15 protein-coding genes and 1 pseudogene are annotated in these 16,492 nt (G+C 41.2%); 7 read left to right on the top strand and 9 right to left on the bottom strand.

Annotated elements, in window-relative coordinates; translation table 11 throughout:
• Positions 1–171: 171 nt before the first annotated feature.
• The 6 genes from BLV90_RS14015 (at position 172) to BLV90_RS13990 (ending at position 6,656) form a co-directional block, all read left to right on the top strand.
• Positions 172–1,299, top strand: a complete 1,128-nt coding sequence (locus tag BLV90_RS14015; RefSeq protein WP_245726370.1) for a tetratricopeptide repeat-containing glycosyltransferase family 2 protein — start codon at positions 172–174, stop codon at positions 1,297–1,299.
• Between the two features lie 63 nt (positions 1,300–1,362).
• Entirely contained in the window at positions 1,363–2,505 is a 1,143-nt protein-coding gene (wecB, locus tag BLV90_RS14010) for a non-hydrolyzing UDP-N-acetylglucosamine 2-epimerase (RefSeq protein ID WP_091742415.1), read from the top strand.
• 13 nt (positions 2,506–2,518) lie between these two features.
• Complete coding sequence (locus BLV90_RS14005; RefSeq protein ID WP_091742412.1) at positions 2,519–3,661, top strand: hypothetical protein; 1,143 nt, start codon at positions 2,519–2,521, stop codon at positions 3,659–3,661.
• 57 nt (positions 3,662–3,718) lie between these two features.
• A complete protein-coding gene (locus BLV90_RS14000) occupies positions 3,719–4,447 on the top strand; it encodes a glycosyltransferase (protein ID WP_091742409.1) in 729 nt (242 codons plus the stop codon).
• A complete protein-coding gene (locus BLV90_RS13995; protein ID WP_091742406.1) occupies positions 4,444–5,526 on the top strand; it encodes a glycosyltransferase in 1,083 nt (360 codons plus the stop codon). The genes BLV90_RS14000 and BLV90_RS13995 overlap by 4 nt, the downstream gene beginning before the upstream one ends.
• On the top strand, positions 5,523–6,656 hold the full coding sequence (locus BLV90_RS13990) for a glycosyltransferase family 4 protein (RefSeq protein ID WP_091742403.1): 1,134 nt from the start codon (positions 5,523–5,525) through the stop codon (positions 6,654–6,656). Before BLV90_RS13995 ends, BLV90_RS13990 begins: the two co-directional genes overlap by 4 nt.
• Positions 6,657–6,910: 254 nt before the next feature.
• On the opposite strand, the gene BLV90_RS13985 is transcribed toward BLV90_RS13990, so the two are convergent.
• On the bottom strand, positions 6,911–7,618 hold the full coding sequence (locus BLV90_RS13985; RefSeq protein ID WP_091742400.1) for a class I SAM-dependent methyltransferase: 708 nt from the start codon (positions 7,616–7,618) through the stop codon (positions 6,911–6,913).
• A 248-nt stretch (positions 7,619–7,866) separates the two neighbouring features.
• On the opposite strand from BLV90_RS13985, the gene BLV90_RS13980 reads away from it, so the two are divergent.
• Entirely contained in the window at positions 7,867–8,661 is a 795-nt protein-coding gene (locus BLV90_RS13980; RefSeq protein ID WP_177168083.1) for a cyclase family protein, read from the top strand.
• A 210-nt stretch (positions 8,662–8,871) separates the two neighbouring features.
• Here the strand turns inward: BLV90_RS13980 and BLV90_RS13975 are convergent, their stop codons facing one another.
• From BLV90_RS13975 to BLV90_RS16310, 8 genes and pseudogenes are all read right to left on the bottom strand, one after another.
• The gene (locus BLV90_RS13975; protein ID WP_425433899.1) at positions 8,872–10,500 is read right to left on the bottom strand and encodes a GMC family oxidoreductase; all 1,629 of its coding nucleotides are present in this window, start codon (positions 10,498–10,500) and stop codon (positions 8,872–8,874) included.
• 238 nt (positions 10,501–10,738) lie between these two features.
• Positions 10,739–11,464 carry an ABC transporter permease gene (locus tag BLV90_RS13970; RefSeq protein ID WP_091742391.1) on the bottom strand — a complete coding sequence of 242 codons (726 nt, stop codon included), beginning with the start codon at positions 11,462–11,464 and terminating at the stop codon, positions 10,739–10,741.
• Positions 11,457–12,398: an ABC transporter ATP-binding protein gene (locus tag BLV90_RS13965; RefSeq protein ID WP_091742540.1), complete on the bottom strand. Its 942-nt coding sequence runs from the start codon at positions 12,396–12,398 to the stop codon at positions 11,457–11,459. The genes BLV90_RS13970 and BLV90_RS13965 overlap by 8 nt, the downstream gene beginning before the upstream one ends.
• A gap of 62 nt (positions 12,399–12,460) precedes the next feature.
• On the bottom strand, positions 12,461–13,492 hold the full coding sequence (locus BLV90_RS13960) for a sensor histidine kinase (protein ID WP_091742388.1): 1,032 nt from the start codon (positions 13,490–13,492) through the stop codon (positions 12,461–12,463).
• Positions 13,479–14,195: a response regulator transcription factor gene (locus BLV90_RS13955; RefSeq protein WP_091742385.1), complete on the bottom strand. Its 717-nt coding sequence runs from the start codon at positions 14,193–14,195 to the stop codon at positions 13,479–13,481. Before BLV90_RS13955 ends, BLV90_RS13960 begins: the two co-directional genes overlap by 14 nt.
• A 354-nt stretch (positions 14,196–14,549) precedes the next feature.
• Entirely contained in the window at positions 14,550–14,876 is a 327-nt protein-coding gene (locus tag BLV90_RS13945) for an AzlD domain-containing protein (RefSeq protein ID WP_091742379.1), read from the bottom strand.
• Complete coding sequence (locus BLV90_RS13940; RefSeq protein WP_091742374.1) at positions 14,866–15,564, bottom strand: AzlC family ABC transporter permease; 699 nt, start codon at positions 15,562–15,564, stop codon at positions 14,866–14,868. Before BLV90_RS13940 ends, BLV90_RS13945 begins: the two co-directional genes overlap by 11 nt.
• 695 nt (positions 15,565–16,259) lie before the next feature.
• Positions 16,260–16,492, bottom strand: a pseudogene (locus BLV90_RS16310) (hypothetical protein); the annotation flags it as partial.

The raw sequence follows: 16,492 nt of genomic DNA, 5'->3' as shown, positions 1-16,492 counted from the left end.
ACTATCTCACATTCCACCTGTAATAAAATCTGCAAAGATACTGGGTTATATTTTGTGAAAATGCCAAGGCACCCCTCTGAATTCAGAGGGGTGCCTTGGCATTTGTCTGCTACATAAAATATCTTCGACGCACATAAATTGATTGATGGGAAGGAAAGGGGTGAAAAGACGTTGACGATCAGTCTTTGTATGATTGTGAAAGACGAGGAAGACATTTTGGATCGAGCATTACAATCCGTCAAGGGATTTCCAGACGAAATCATCATTGTAGATACAGGTTCTAGCGATAACACTATGGAAATTTCCCGGAAATGGACAGAAAAAGTGTTTGCGTTTGAGTGGGTGGAAGATTTTTCAGCCGCACGCAACTATACATTTGAACAAGCAACGATGGATTATATCTTTTGGTTAGATGCAGATGACGTTGTTAACTCAAATAATCTTAAAAAGTTAATCCACCTAAAACGGACATTGAATCCATCCTTTGACGCTGTCAGGATGGATTATCATACAACCTTTGATTCATACGGTAATGTAACGACCACTGCACGGAGGATTCGACTAATTAAGCGGAAGAGCCCTTTTAGATGGATAGGTGTAGTTCACGAGGATTTGAGTTGGGAAGGAAAAGGTGGTAATCCCACTATTCTAGAGAGTGATATCATCATTATCCATAAAAAGATGAAGCCAAGCACAGAAAAAAGGAACCTTCAAATTTATGAAAAACATTTGGCGAAGGGATTGACCTTAACTACACAGGATATCTTCCATTATGCACAAGAATTGAAAGGAGATAAGCAATATGAGAAAGCAATTGGTTATTACGAAGAATTTTTGAGGAAAAAAAATAACTCATCGAGTTGGAGGACGTTTACATATAACCAATTAGCTACTTGTTACCATCTCATAGGAGATACTAAAAAAGAATTGGAGATAACATTACAATCATTTGCTGAAGGGCTACCACTTCCCGAATTTTGTTGTCGCTTGGGAGAACATTTTGTAAAGAAGAAGGAGTATGATGCGGCAATCTTTTGGTATGAACTAGCGGTTAATGTCCCATGCGATAAAAATATTCAAGGTTCAACCAGTGAAACTTTTCGTACATGGTTTCCAAATAAACAACTAGCATTATGCTATCTTCAACTAGGACAGTATAGCAAAGTTTATCGTCATTATAAAAAAGCGTTGTCTTTTCGAGCAGGGGATGAAGAAATGCTGAGAAATTTAAAATTAGTTAAAGAGTTGATGGATAAGAAAAAAGAGAAAAAAAGAACGGGCCGAAAGAAAAAAAGATAACGTTCAAATAGCAGTGACGGGAATAAGCAATCAGAAATAAAAGTCTTTTAAAAGGAGAGGGAGATGAAATCGCTCAAAATCTTAGCAGTATTTGGTACTCGTCCAGAAGCTATTAAAATGGCACCAGTTATTCATCGTCTTTATCATGAATCCAACATAGAAGTGAAAGTGTGTGTGACGGGTCAACATAGGGAGATGGTTAGCTCAGTATTAGAAGTCTTCGGGATTTGTACTGACTTTAATTTAGATGTAATGGCTGAGCAGCAGAGTTTAGATGACATTGCGGCACGGATATTGGAGAGGTTACCAGGAATCATGGAACAAGTACAGCCTCATATGACGATTGTCCAGGGGGATACTACTTCTGCCTTTATTGCTGGGCTGGTTTCTTTTCATCAGAGGGTTCCAGTTGGGCATATTGAAGCGGGACTTCGAACTACTCATTCTGAAATTCCTTTTCCAGAAGAGATGAACCGCCGCTTACTGGGAAGATTGAGTAGCCTTCATTTCTCTCCCACTCTTCGGTCCGCCCGTAATCTTATTAGGGAAGGGGTAGATGTAACCTGTATCCATGTAACGGGGAATACGATTGTGGACGCAATGCGGTGGATCAAACATCAGCCAAGTGATCTCACAATGAAAAGATATTTGAAAGGAAGTCCATATATTCTGATTACTTCCCATCGAAGGGAACATTGGGGAGAACCGATGCAGAGTGTATTTCGAGGAGTATTAAAGTTAGTAAAGTTGCTCCCAAACGGACGAATCGTTTTCCCTACTCATCCTAATCCAGCGTTAAAGGAAGCAGCCAGACGTGCCTTTGAAGGTAGGCCTGAGGTTGTGCTTATGGATCCTATGCCAGTGGTCGATTTTCATTTTCTGGCGGCTAATGCATCATTGATTGTTTCGGATTCTGGAGGAATCCAAGAAGAGGTTCCTTCTTTTAATGTCCCTTTGCTGATTACTAGGATGGAGACAGAGCGTCCCGAAGTAATCGAAGGAGGTTGGGGAGTGCTTACAGGTTGTGATGAGGATCGTATCTTCAGTGAAGGGAGACGATTGTTGAATGAAGATAAAAGAGCGTGGGAAGGAAGAAAAAATCCATTTGGTGATGGACGGGCATCGGACCGGATTGTTGCGGCTATATGGAAGTATTTTAACCGCTCTAGTGTGAATAACAGGGATCTTATTATTACTAAGGGGTGAGGGAGGACGGAAAATGAAACTTTTGTTATTTAAGGGGAGAGAAGACAACCGGTTGGTTTCACGCGTACACACCTTGTTTTCAGATTGGGAAATTACTACGATTACCTATCAGCCCGAAAGATGGGCTCATGAACCGACACTTCATCCTCATTTTTTAAATGATCTAAATGCTAACGATTATTGTGTCATTCTGAGCGACCCCTTTTGGCTTCCTGTGGTGTGTACATTTAATCCACGCTACATTATTACACTGTTGTCCAATCCACCACAGAACTCTAAACAGAGGTCTTTATGGAATAAATTCGCTTTGTTAGCGGGGGGGAAGAGTGATTGGATAGGGTGTGAGTCCGAGAACTTATATATAGAATATTCACTTCTATTTTCACAGGTGGTCCTCTTAGCAGAAGATGATCTCATGAATGATATCTTATTATTAGAATGTTTTCGTAAATTCACACAAGGAGAAAACATGCAGGAAGTGGTTGAAAAACAACGGATCATTCGCGAAGGTCACTACCTTCAATTAGCTGAACGCCTCGGACATCGAGAACAAACATTGTATCTAGCTTGTCTCTATCAATATTTTCTAGGAAAAGAAGAGGCAGAAAACAATCTTCTTGACTCCTTTGAATCCCTATTAATGAGTGGGAAAACGGATAAGTGGGCAGGCCGTTATCGATTTCGGTCAGCTATTCAATTAGCTTCTGGTCGACTGGAAGAATCGATTCAAACCTTTGGTATCACTGCTAGCAATAGTAGTGATCGTCAATTTTATCATCAGTTGTTGACGTGGGCAAATGAAGGACAGATACATTTAACTAAGGGTGCTCTGTTTGGATTAAACGGTGATTGGCGAAAAGCTCGTTTAGTTCTAGAAGAAGATGAGAGCGAAGAAAGTGGTTTGGAAAAGCAACAACTATTAATTAAGAGCTTATTAAAATGTGGTGATTTGGATGAAGCTCTTAACCAAATGAATGGTAGGAAAGTATTAGATCATGCTGTGCAAGCGAAAATTGTGCAAGGATTGATTCATTTCTTGAAAGGGAATATTCCAGGTTCGATTCAATCTTTTCTACATGCATCTCTACATGACTATAACGCTTTACTTCATATTATTGAGACAGAGAACGTAGAAAAAGTAATTCAGTCTTATTAATTAAAAAATATAACTTATTTAATAATGAAATTATTTATTTTAGAAAGGAGGGCGAAAATGGAACCGATACGCAAAGAAAAAGATAACAGATTGATCGCTATGATGCAGGTGCGCAATGAGGTAGGGCGTTATTTAGAGAAGGTGCTTACTTCTCTGGAAATGTTCGCCGATGAGATCGTCATCATTGATGATGCGAGCACGGATGAAACACCTGATTTATGCCAAAGTTTTAAAAAAGTAACCAAAATAGAAAGAGAAAAAGAGAGTTTATTTGGTCAAGAATGGAAGCTTCGGGGAAAGTTATGGGACCTTGCTTGTTCTAGAGAACCCGATTGGATTTTAGCAATCGATGCTGATGAAATTTTTGAAACGCGGGCAAGCAAGCATATCCGAAATTTGATAGATCAGACCGACTTCGATCAAGTGGGATTTCGTTTTTATGATTTTTGGGGATCACAAACCCATTATCGATCCGATCATTTGTGGCAGTTACATCAGCGATATACTCCGATATTGATCCGCTATTTCCCTAATTATCCCTGTATCTATCCTCAACAAAATCATCATGTACCAAGGTTGCCTATTAGTTATCTTGTTCTTCCGAGTCACTGTTCCGACTTCAGAGTAAAACACTTGGGTTGGTCGGGTAACGAAGAAGAACGCCGTCTGAAATATGAGCGGTACATCCGCATAGATCCACAAGGGAAATGGGGTAACTTGGAACAATATCACTCCATTTTAGATCGAAACCCCAACCTACTGCGATGGGAGGAGGAAACCCTATGAGTGAATCTATTCATCTGTTTGCTCCTGATTTTTCTTTAAAAGAAGAGACCCCCATTGATCGTCTAGGAACCTATGCTTTTGACTTGGCTCATCTAATTCAGGAGATGGGTTGGGGCGTTGAGATTCACCGGATGAAAGAACAGGAAGAAGAGCGAATGATTCAAGGGATTCTGTTGCGAGATCATTCTATCAATGTTGCAAAGAAAGCAGAGGGAGCCTGTATCTTTTTGGATTTCCTCTCCTTCTCTGGATGGGTTCGACAGGGGAGTCTGGGGGTTATCCAAGGGATGCAATGGATTAGAGAAGGCGAAACTCAGGAGGAAAAGCATAAACGAGCGGAAAACGTACAACAGGGGTTAAACCAGCTTTACAAATTAATAGTGACAGATAGCTACTTGCTTACCTACTGCCGTAGCGTATGTACATTCCCATATAATCGTGTTCACTTCATTCCTGACGGATTAAATGGTGAGTTTTATCATTCCAATCCAAAAGAGCGGGAGGAAAGATCCTCCGTGAACATATGGATGCCGCTATCGACCGAGGATAAGCAGGGGTTTCTGTTATCGATAGAAATCGCTGATTGGCTTTTGGAGCATCATCCCACTGTAAAGGTTTGTTTTACACAACCTTCCTCAGTAAACCGGGAGTTGTTGTGGATCTATCAACGGTGGCAATCCCATCACTTAGCATCGGAACGCATCGAAACAGTTGATTTTGGTTGTGCTTTGATGAGAAGGGATCAGCTATGGACAACGGATATTCTGATACATCCTCATTTTAATGACACAGATTCTATAGATATATGTTTAGAAGCATTAGCTTGTGGAGTACCCATCATTGCCTCTTCTTTTGGTAGAGTAAATGATTGGATAATAGACAGTTATAATGGATATCTTACTTCTCCCACACTTGAAAATGTGACCCAGTCAGCTCTCCTGTTGCTAGATGACCCTGTTCGACGAGAGGTGATCGGTCGACGTGGACGAGAGACTGTTCTGAGAAGAGGTATACAAAAGTGGCGCGAAAATTGGAGATCCACCCTTCAGAAATGGAAAATGGGGGGAGATTACTCATGAGTAAGCAAATTCGTATTCTTACACATAGTTTTTTGGATGCTTATAATAATCGATTAGACAGAGTATTTGGCGGTGGATTAGAACGGTATATAGTTGATTTATGTCATGTAATTACGAGGATGGGACTAGCACCAGAAGTACATCAACTTGGGTACAAACAATCCTTTTCAGTAGAAATGGATGGAATACCGGTTCATGGATACTCATGTGAAGAACAAGACCGCACGAACGTATTTCAGGGAATGGCTACAGGAGCCAATGCTCCTGTCATTTATGCTAGTTTTATTTGGAAGCCCATGCAGTATCGCTCGGATGGACTGATAATCAGCCATGGGATTAATTGGGATCATCCGTTAGATAATGTAGAAAATAAAAAGATGATAGGAAAAGCCATTCAAGGGGCCTTAGATCAGGTTCGTACTGTAGTAAGTGTGGATACTCACTTTCTAAGCTTTACACGGACGGTTTGTAATTTGAAGTATCCGGATCAAATGGAGTTTCTACCCAATTTTGTGGATACCCGTCACTTTCATCCTATTAGAAAGAAGAACAATGAAAATGGACGAGTAAGAATCCTTTTTCCGAGGCGAATTAGCTGGGAACGTGGAGTCATCCCGATGATGGTGGCCGTAGATGACTTGCTAACCAATTATCCATTTTTGGAAGTAGAATTCGCGGGTGATTTTCAGGAAGGAGAATTGGTCCATCGCGCCTTTTCTCGTTGGTTTAGTGTTCATCCACATCAAGATCGATTACGAAAGATGACTTACAACTTCCATGACGTAGCGAAGGCTTATCAAGAAGCAGATATTGTGGTGATTCCTACCATCTTCTCAGAGGGAACTTCTTTTTCATGCCTAGAAGCGCTGAGTACAGGAAAAGCAATAGTTGCAAGTAATGTGGGTGGATTAAACGATTTGATTCTTCAAGGGTACAATGGCTATTTAGTTAATCCTCATGCGGACGAGATTACGGATGTACTTCGTTTCTTAGTAACAGATACCGAAGAGTGTAAGCGTTTAGGAAAGAACGCACGTCGCACTTCCCTGGTCTTTGATCGAAAAAGGTGGATGAATAAGTGGGAGAAGATTTTATATCGTCATTTTCACAATGTCGGCTATACATGGTGAAGAAAGCCAACCCTATACAGAGGTTGGCTTTCTTAAATATAACTTCTGTGCAATACATCGTGTTACCTGAATCTTATGCATGTACCCTATACGGCTAGACAATTCTTCGCTCCATCTCTGGTCGTGCTCTAAAGTAATCACTTCTATTGGAATTAATTTTTGTTGGCAAAGCGACTTCCAAAATAGTGTAGATTGTCCTCCACCTAATTCAAGAATGCGGTAAGATCGAGTAGGATCCATTTGGTGATATAATTCTATGTGATACTTTTTAAGGTCTTTATACTATGACTTAAGAGTTGTTTTGTAGAAGTTTTCTTTTTTAAAATCGCTCGATAACACTGCAGTTTTCCATACATATTGGTTGAGAGGACATCGCTTGGTTGTTCGAAAGAGTGTATCGTGGCAAAGTCAAATTCTTCTGTTTCGATCATTTCCTTAAAAGTATTCAAGTCAATCGTAGGGAAATCAAAGGTAAGCACAATTAATCCATCCGGTTTAAGAATGTGAGCAAATTCTTTTAAGGCAAGTTTTTGTTGAACAGATGATAAATGTTCAAGTACGGATATACAAAATATTTTATCAAAATGGAAGGCGGAATAGGGTAATTTCGTAATATTCGCCTGGGAAAAGTGAATATTTTTTAAAATACAACTAATTTTTTCGTTAAATTGATCATTTCCTAATGTGGATTCCAATTCTTGAATGATTTTTTGCTCTGATAAAATTCCTGGATTGATATCGCATGCATGTACTTCTTTGCATCGCTGTGCCAAGTAAAACTTGAGTGGATGAGAGAGACCGCAAGCGGCGTCAAGTACGGTTTCGTTATGATGGGCAAAGTTTTTTGCCCACTCATATTCATACCCTCTACTCCACCATTCCTTGGGAAGAGGGAATACGAGATGGTCAGTTTTTGGATCGGATTCACGTATGAACCTTGTTTCATACAAATTGTATGGCATCAATATAGGAACCCCTTTCGGTAAGATTTTCGATGACTAATATATATGTGCCCTCCTTGGATTTAATAAGGGTTGTACCAGTAAGTCTAAAATAAATAATAGGGAAAAAATACCTGATTAGTTATCTCTATTTAAGGTTAATTAATTAGAGTGCCTTTAATAAATATAAAAGAATTTATTTTTAAAATATGAAAATTGTGGTGAATCACCGGAGAGGTAGTTCAAATAGACGGGAGGGTGATGAAGAATTGACGAAAGAAAGATATATTCGCAATGGGATACAAACTACGTTAATTGATTTATCCGATCAATTAAGCAACCGTACTTCGCCGTATGAAATAAATCAACATCATATAAAATATCTAGATCATTCCGTAGCAGTCTCACAAGCTAAAAAATTATTAGGTGATCATGAGTTTTTCCCCAACAAAGAGGGGTGGGCTACAGAGGAGGTAACACTAAGTTCACATTCAGGAACCCATGTGGATGCTCCCTATCATTATGGTTCCTTATCGGAAGGTAGACCAGCTAAGACCATCGATCAAATTCCCCTGCAATGGTGTTATGGTGATGGGGTATTACTGGATTTTTGTCACAAAGGTATTGGAGAGGGCATTGATGAACAGGACATCAAGTCAGAATTAAATAGAATCGGTTATGACTTGAATCCCTTTGATATTGTATTAATTCATACGGGTGCATCGAAGTTGTTTGGGACCCCTGGTTACGCGAATAAACAACCTGGCTTAGTAAGGTCGGCGGTTCAATTCCTTGTTAGTCAGGGCGTTAAGCTGATCGGAATCGATGCCTGGGGGTTAGACAGGCCGTTCGATAGGATGGCAGAGGAATCGATAAGTGGTAAGGGTCAATTCTGGGAAGCTCATTTGTTTGGTAGGGAGAAGGAATATTGTCAAATTGAGAGATTGTGCAATCTAGAAGAAATACCAAAGCCTTTCGGTTTCACTGTACAAGCTTTTCCCGTGAAAATTGAAGGAGCTAGTGCTGGGTGGAGTAGAGTGGTGGCGATTTTAGAAGAGAAGTAAAATATTGATTGGTAGAAAGAAGTAGATATTATTTAATCAGTTATAAAAATTAGACGGCCATTTAGCCGTCTAATTTTCGTTTTATTGATCATCATCGTCAAGGAAGAACGCTTCCAAGATCTTGATGACACGTTTTTTTGAATAACTGTCGCAAGCAGGTTCCCGTGTATTGGTTTCGTAATGTGTGTACGGAAGGGTTTGGGTTACATATCACTCCTCAGGCTCATTGTTCTGTCCAGGGAAGCTTCGATTCCCTTTCTGTTTAAGTAATTGCTGTGCAATGGTGAAACCAATGAGGTACGCGGGGGCTGAAGTGTTGCCATCTACAGTGAAGGGGACGATGGAAGCATCAGCTACAATTAAGTCCTTCACCCCATGAACCCGCCCTCGGCGATCTACAACCCCACCCTTCTGAAGAGGTGCCATTCGAAGCGTGCCTTGTTGGTGGTGATTATGATCAAAATTTTCTTTGATAAACTGTTCAAGCTTGGCCTCATCATTAATGATGTCCAAGGTGGGAGAAACGATTTGATATGCTGAATCAATAGCTGACAATTTAGCCGCTATGTTCTTAATATAAATCTTGTAGATGTTTTTTACCGCTTCGAGGTCTGTGGTATTTTCAAGAAAACCTTCATCGGCAAGTACAATTTGTAATGGGTCATTGCTCTGTATCTCAACGGATCCTTGGCTTTTAGTTTGCAAGAAAAGGATCGCGATGGTTAATGTGTCCTCTAAGCGGATCCCTATAAGCTGTACGCCCCGACGATCTTGGTCTGCTCCAGGTGTAGGATCCGGCAGAAAGGCACCACCTGTATAAAGAGAATGAAGATCATCGGGAGGTACGGGATTATCGTTTGGATTGGTTGTAAAAACGGCGAAGTTAAGCGTGTGATTTCTGAGGTGCCTACCCACATTCGGATTATTAAAAACAACAGAAATCCCTGCCTTTTTAAGAAGCTCGGCGGGGCCGATTCCAGAAAGCATCAATAGCTGTGCGCTATTGATCCCTGCTGAAACAATGATTTTCTTGCGAGCACAAGCTCGAATGTACTTACTCTCTTTAAGGAATTCAACACTGTCTGCGCGCCTATTGTGGAAAAGCACACGAAGAGCCGTGGATTTAAAAGAAACGTTCAACTTCCGACCGTTTACACCACGACCGTCACGGGTCATGATATCTGATGAAAGAAAGGCGGTAGATGCGCTTTCTCGTTGGCCGTTTGGCTTCTGATATAGCTGCCAGCGGGTAAAGGAGCCGAGAGGGGTTGTAGGATCATTATAATCAAGAATTTCTTTGAATCCTGTTGCCTGCTCTATGGCTGAGACCAGCTTTTTGGCCATGGTGGTGGGATTCTTTGGAGCCTGCCTGATGTTGATTTTTCCATTAAAACCTCGGACCTTAGGGGTATTGGTGTTTCCGTTGTATTTCTCCAACCTTTTGAAATTCATGATCGCTCGTCGGGATGACCAGAGAGGACCCAGAAGGTTTTCCCATTCTCTAAAAACAGCCGCCGTGGGTCGTACATACTGTTCGCCGTTGATCGAAGAGCCACCCCCTGAGAGGCGACCGGTGGTCCACTCAAAAGTAAGCTCATTAAGGTTTTCCTGCGGGACCCCCTCTCCTTGCCAAAAGTACTGTGGAAAAAATCGCTCTTCAAGCTCTAAAGCAAATGTAGAATCCCTGATCGGCTGGTTACTATCGTTATTTCCCCCTGCTTCCAAAACAAGAACGGAAGTTCTTTTATCATCGGTAAGGGTTTTTGCTATAGCCGCACCTGCTGGACCGGTTCCTATGACGATATAGTCGAAAACCGGTGCACTTCGCTCTCGAGTCACTTCAATCCCCCCTCATTTCCAAATATGATTATGTGGGGAGTGTGATCTGTAGGACCGCTTGTGGATACCAAGCCCGTTAATTGTTTAGACCACCGGGTTTTCCGTATTAAAGATACAATGCGATCAACAAGATGCCTGCCAAGACAAAACGATAAATGGCAAAGGGGGTTAAGCTGACGCTGATTCTCTTTCTTGGAAAGCCTGTATGAATCACACAATTGCGGATTCCCCGACATCTTCAGTGAACATCCACCTTTTTAAAGTAAACGATGCTCGCTATGAATCCCAAAAAAGCCGTAGCCGCAATCAGCAGATACGAAACTTCTGATGGGTATGTTGGCTCAAGGGTACCATTCGCAATATCCAATGCGGCTACCCAAGGGAACAACCCCCTGTGTTCGGAAGTGGCCAACATCACGTTGAGCAACGTGATCACGATTGTGACGACAATGGTGGGCACAAAATTTTTCAACATGAGCGTGATCAGCACAATCGGGGTAGACAAAATGAAAAGAAATACTCCAGCTATCGCGAATTTGCCGAAGGATTGCGTGACCATCAAGAAGCTTAGCCCCTCAAACTGCAACAGGATTCCCATCAACAATGCCAGGCCCCATACCACTAAAGTCAACAGCATGATCCAAAAGAAGAGGAGAATCCATTTACTCATAAGCAAACTGATCCGCGAAACTGGGATCGTCAACAGGTTTTTTAGTGTGTCTTCTGTATATTCCCGACTATAGAGATAGGCGGTAATGACTCCATACAGCGGGGCTCCTATAATCAATACGGCATATTTGCTCGTATTCAAGAACAGCACGTCAAATTTGGCGAGCACCGTAGGCTCCTGAATAAACATGGCGATAGCCACCATAAGTGGGGCTACTGCCGCTCCGATAATGCTGAGTAAGAACATTTTGGAACGCTTGAGTTTCAAGAGTTCGGTATACACCAGATTAACCAATCGTCCCACCTCCAACCAATTTCGTGAAGTAATCTTCCAGTCTGTCCTCGCTCATCATAATCTTTGCCACTTCAATATCATTTTGCACGAACAATTTATTGATTTGCCCCTGTTGTCCCAGATGTGAATACACGCGGATATTCCCCTCGTCATGGACTTCGTAATCGGTAACGTTAAAATGGTTCTCCAGAAGCATCGTCGCTTTGTTGTCGTTGGACACTTGGAATTCCAAGTATTTGCGGTTTCTTTTCCTGAGTTGGTCAAATGAGACTTCTTCTAAAAGTCTCCCTTGGTGGATGATACCCAAGTGATCAACCAACTGCTCGATTTCCGATAATATATGGCTTGAAATGAGAATGGTAATATTTCTTTCGCTAGCCAAATTAAAAATGAGCCTGCGCATTTCCTTAATCCCGATCGGATCCAGTCCGTTAGTGGGTTCATCCAGGATCAGCAGCTCCGGATAATGGAGAAGCGCTCTAGCGATCCCCAGTCTCTGCTTCATTCCCAACGAGTATTCACCGACCAATTTTTTTGTTTCATTGTGCAGTCCCACGATCTCCAATGATTCATCGATCGCTTTTTTCTTGTGAATTCCGATGATTCTGGCGTTGACGAGCAAATTCTCTCTGGCCGTAAGGTTCTCATAAAAGCCGGGCACTTCAACAATCGAGCCGATTTTTCGCAAAATCTCTTTTTGATTGTTAATAAAATTCTCTCCAAATATTTCGATCTCCCCATGGGTCGGCTTGATCAATCCCAATAACATCCGGATCGTAGTCGTTTTGCCCGCTCCATTTCGTCCAAGAAATCCGTATATTTGTCCTTGTTTCACAGTCATATTCAGATTGTCGACGGATTTTTGTTCGCCATAAATCTTTGTCAGATTCAGCGTTTTAATGACGACACTTATTTGAGAACACCTTCTTTCCATCAGCATAGTTACATTCTGGGATCGAGGATTTAACTACGTCTTACCTATTTCTTAAATATTTCTTAAATCAGTGTGGGTCGATTGCGTTTGGGGATTGAAAAACCAAACGTCGTTCGTTCCCAAGGGATGCTTGCCACCCATATCCTTCCGCCGTTTTTTTCGACCAGCGCTTTGGCGATCGCCAGACCCAGTCCGCTTCCTCCATGCAAAGGATTCCTAGACCGGTCACTTCGATACATTCGTTCAAACACGTTCCCGATATCATTTTTGTCTATGCCCGGCCCTTGATCCCAAACGAGCAATTGATACTCATGGGCGGTTTCGGTCAGCACCATACCCAACACTTTTCCCGCTTGGCCATAATGAACGGCATTCCTGATGATGTTTCTGATGATCCGCATCAGGCTCAGGCGATCCGCCATGATGAGGCAATTTTTATCCGGCATGCTCACTTTCAACTCGATCCCATGTTTTTTGAGATCGGGCAAAAACTCAATCAACGTTTCCCTGGCCATTTCGGCAAAGTCGAGAGGTTCCGGTTTTATCGGCATTTCATCGGCGTCTAATTTGGCCATCGTGAATATTTCACCGATCAGTTGCTTCAGCCCCTTGGACTTTTTGGAGACGATCTCCAGATATTCTTGTTTTTCTGCCACTGATACAGCGATATCATCCTTTAACGCGTCCACATATCCAATAATAGATGTAAGAGGAGTCCGAATATCGTGAGATATACTTGACAAAAGGCTCCTTCTGGCCGCCTGGGATTGTATCGTCTGGACTTGCACTCTCTCAAGTTGTTCTATTAATTCGTTCACTGAGAAAGTCACTTCATCCAGCAAGAGGTCCCCTTTGGCGAACAACCGGGTCTTCAAATTTCCATCCCTTACCTGTCCCAATACCGTGACCATGTGCTTCAGTCTGGAGAGGAAACGGAATCTGGCAAACAAAAGAAGAGCGGTGGTCATGAATAAAACAACAAACAAGATTGATCTGGGCATTTCAGGAAAGCGGTTGTTGACATCCAGAATAAAAAGTCCCATGAGTGCGGTGAATTGAAGGATCAGCAGAAAGACTTGGTTATCCTTCGTCATCTTTTTCACCCACAAACTTATATCCGATTCCCCACACGGTCTGAATAAATTGCGGATTGGAAGGATCGGCTTCTATTTTCTTTCGAAGCTTTCTGATATGCACCATGACGGTATTGTCATCTTCTAGGTAATCGCTGTTCCACACATTGCGAAATAACTGGGTTTTTGTAAATACTTGACCGGGGTGGGTGATAAAAAATTTCAGCAATTGAACTTCTTTTGCGGTTAACGGTATTTCCTCTTCGGTACTGTGGACTGTGTACGTCTTCAGATTCACCGTAAGGCCCTTGAACTTGATCAGCATTTTTTCATGAATGCCGCCCTCTCTACCGAGTACCAAATATCTCCTCATGAGCGCCTTTACTCTGGCAACCACTTCATTGATGCTGAAAGGTTTGGTGATGTAATCATCCGCACCTATGCTCAGGCCCACGATTTTGTCAACCTCATGATCTTTGGCTGTCAGCATCAGGATCGGGACATTGCTTGTGTTTCTGAGCCTCCTGCACACTTCCATGCCATCCAGCTTCGGCATCATGAGATCCAAAATAATCAGATTATATTTGTTTTTACCGAACAAACCAAGAGCTTCCTCACCATTGACGGCCGTATCCACCTTGTACAGTTCCCTTTCCAAATACTTTTTCAACAAATCTCTAATTTCTTTGTCATCATCGGCGATCAGCACACGAATATCTTCCATGTCTTCACCTGTTTCTTCTTATATTCTCAAAAGATAGGGTGGCATTTCTTTAAAGAAATGCCACCCTTCATGCTTACCGTTCCTTCATCGTGACCAATAGGTCGCGAATGAGCTCGGCATTCTTATTAAGAGTCTAGGGGCCATTTTTGGATATCATTTGCATATGGGCCCCGCTCCCAACCGAATTCGTTCTTAACTGATTTTCTCGTTAATACTACCATAGGCAATCGCGTCTTGACATACATGTAAGATTTCATTACCAGTAGTTTGATCAATAAATTTGAGGCCAATTTTTCAAGATCTTTTAGTAGATGGGAGCTCCCAAGAACTCCCTGCCATCTTCCATCTCCAAATTTAGAACCCATTTGATATAACGTAACGTACTAACCATCCGGAAATTATCCCAAGGGCAACTGCTGGAAGGAACATTTGTATCTTCGCAATAATAATTGCTGTAATAAGGCAACCAATAAGCACAGGATAAGAAATCTCCAACACTTTATCCGTCGGAATAAAAACTTGTTTTACAATTAGCGCGGATATGATTCCGACTGGAACATAATTAAAATATAAACGTAGAGTGGAACTCACTTTTCGTCCTGCCATCATTTGGACACCGATGATGCGAGTTATATATGTAGAAATAGAGAGTAATCCGATTAGAAGCCAATCATTCAGCACTTTTTACACCTCTTTTTAAGTAGTAAATACCAACAAATGGTGCTAAAAAACCGGCAATAATGATTGAAAATTGGTTGTCTGGTATTAAATACTCAAGTCCGATTACCATGATAGCAGCAATAATGGCTGTTGCAACTACTGGTTTTTCTTTAATACCTGGTATAAGTAAGGCAACGAAAGTAATAGGGAAGGCTAAATCTAAACCCCATTCTTCGGGTTTGGCTATACCCGTTCCTATTAAAGAACCAGTCAAGGAAGACATAATCCATGCTAAATAAAAACAACCTGCCACAACACCAAAATATAGAGGGTCAGGGCCATATTTATTAAATCTAGCACTTCCTAAAACAAAAGGTTCGTCTGACACACCCATAGATAATAACCATCGCCATTTCTTAGCTGGAGAAAGCCCCTCCGCTAAAGAAGCCCCATATAGTATATTGCGCAAATTTAACAAAGTGGCAGTTAGAAGCACACTCGTTAAACTTGCGCCACCTGCTACCATAGCAACGGTTACCATTTGCACCGAACCGGAAAATATGAATATGGACATAGCCAATATCTCAACTAAACTAAACTTAGCCTGAGTTGCTAGAACACCAAAAGATAATCCTTTTATAGCAATAGCGATAGCCAAGGGAAAAGATTCTACAAAACCACTTTTAATTATCTTTTTTTGAGTTGCCAAATTTAATCACCTTGTAATCTCTTATTCTAATACCGCATTTACTTGGTTCTTGACACGATAATGGTACAGCTCTGGAGCTAAGCCATATACGTGTAAAACTACATAGGAAGTGCCTCACCAGAATTTCTCGCTTTTCTTAGGCCTACAGGCGTAAGTTGATTTTCATTATTTAGGATCATTCTTCATTGAATAAAGAAAAGTCAGATTTGGGTAAATTCAAGGCTGATCATCAACAATTTCATCGCAAAAATCCAGGTACTCTTTGATCCAAGTATCTGGATCAAAGAGTACCTGGATTGGCGAACTTCGCGGTTGACTTTTTTCACTTTCATTCGCCCTCTTAAATTCTGCTAAGTATAAATAAATCCTTTTATATTGTCAATAGATTTGTGAATTTTTCATTATGATAGAACGACAAGTACAAGATGGATTGGACAGTCAAGGCAGGGACATTGTGCTGAAAGATCATAAAAAAATGTCAACCATTAATAACTTGAATCTAAGAGTTTATCATGTTTGGGAATGCCACAAAAGGAACAGCTATCATAAATGCATCGGAATGATATTAATTTGCGCAATAGTCGTTTCCTTTATTAAAATGGTAAATCCATTTTTCACTAACTTGTGCCACATAAAATAAAGGTAGGTACCATAACGGTACCTACCTTTATTTTTTCACTACGTGAATGAAATGATCATTGATGGGAACCGGGTGTTACGGGATAATACAGTTCTTTGTCATTATATTTATATTGTTGATTAGCCAATCCATCAATAAAGTCGTTCCAGCCTCCAGCTTTCATCAGTTCTTGTAAACCGGTTCCAGGTTCAAGGGTATACGTGGATGATAATTGATACAATGCTCCTCGATAGACCGGATATTTAGTTTTATAATCTGGATTAGTAGCTGCTGGCACTTTAGTCTGAT

It is taken from the genome of Marininema mesophilum (genome assembly GCF_900106775.1).
GTDB lineage: Bacteria > Bacillota > Bacilli > Thermoactinomycetales > DSM-45169 > Marininema > Marininema mesophilum.
Note: the sequence above shows the minus strand (reverse complement) of the source record. Positions and strands in the feature narration are given on the sequence as shown.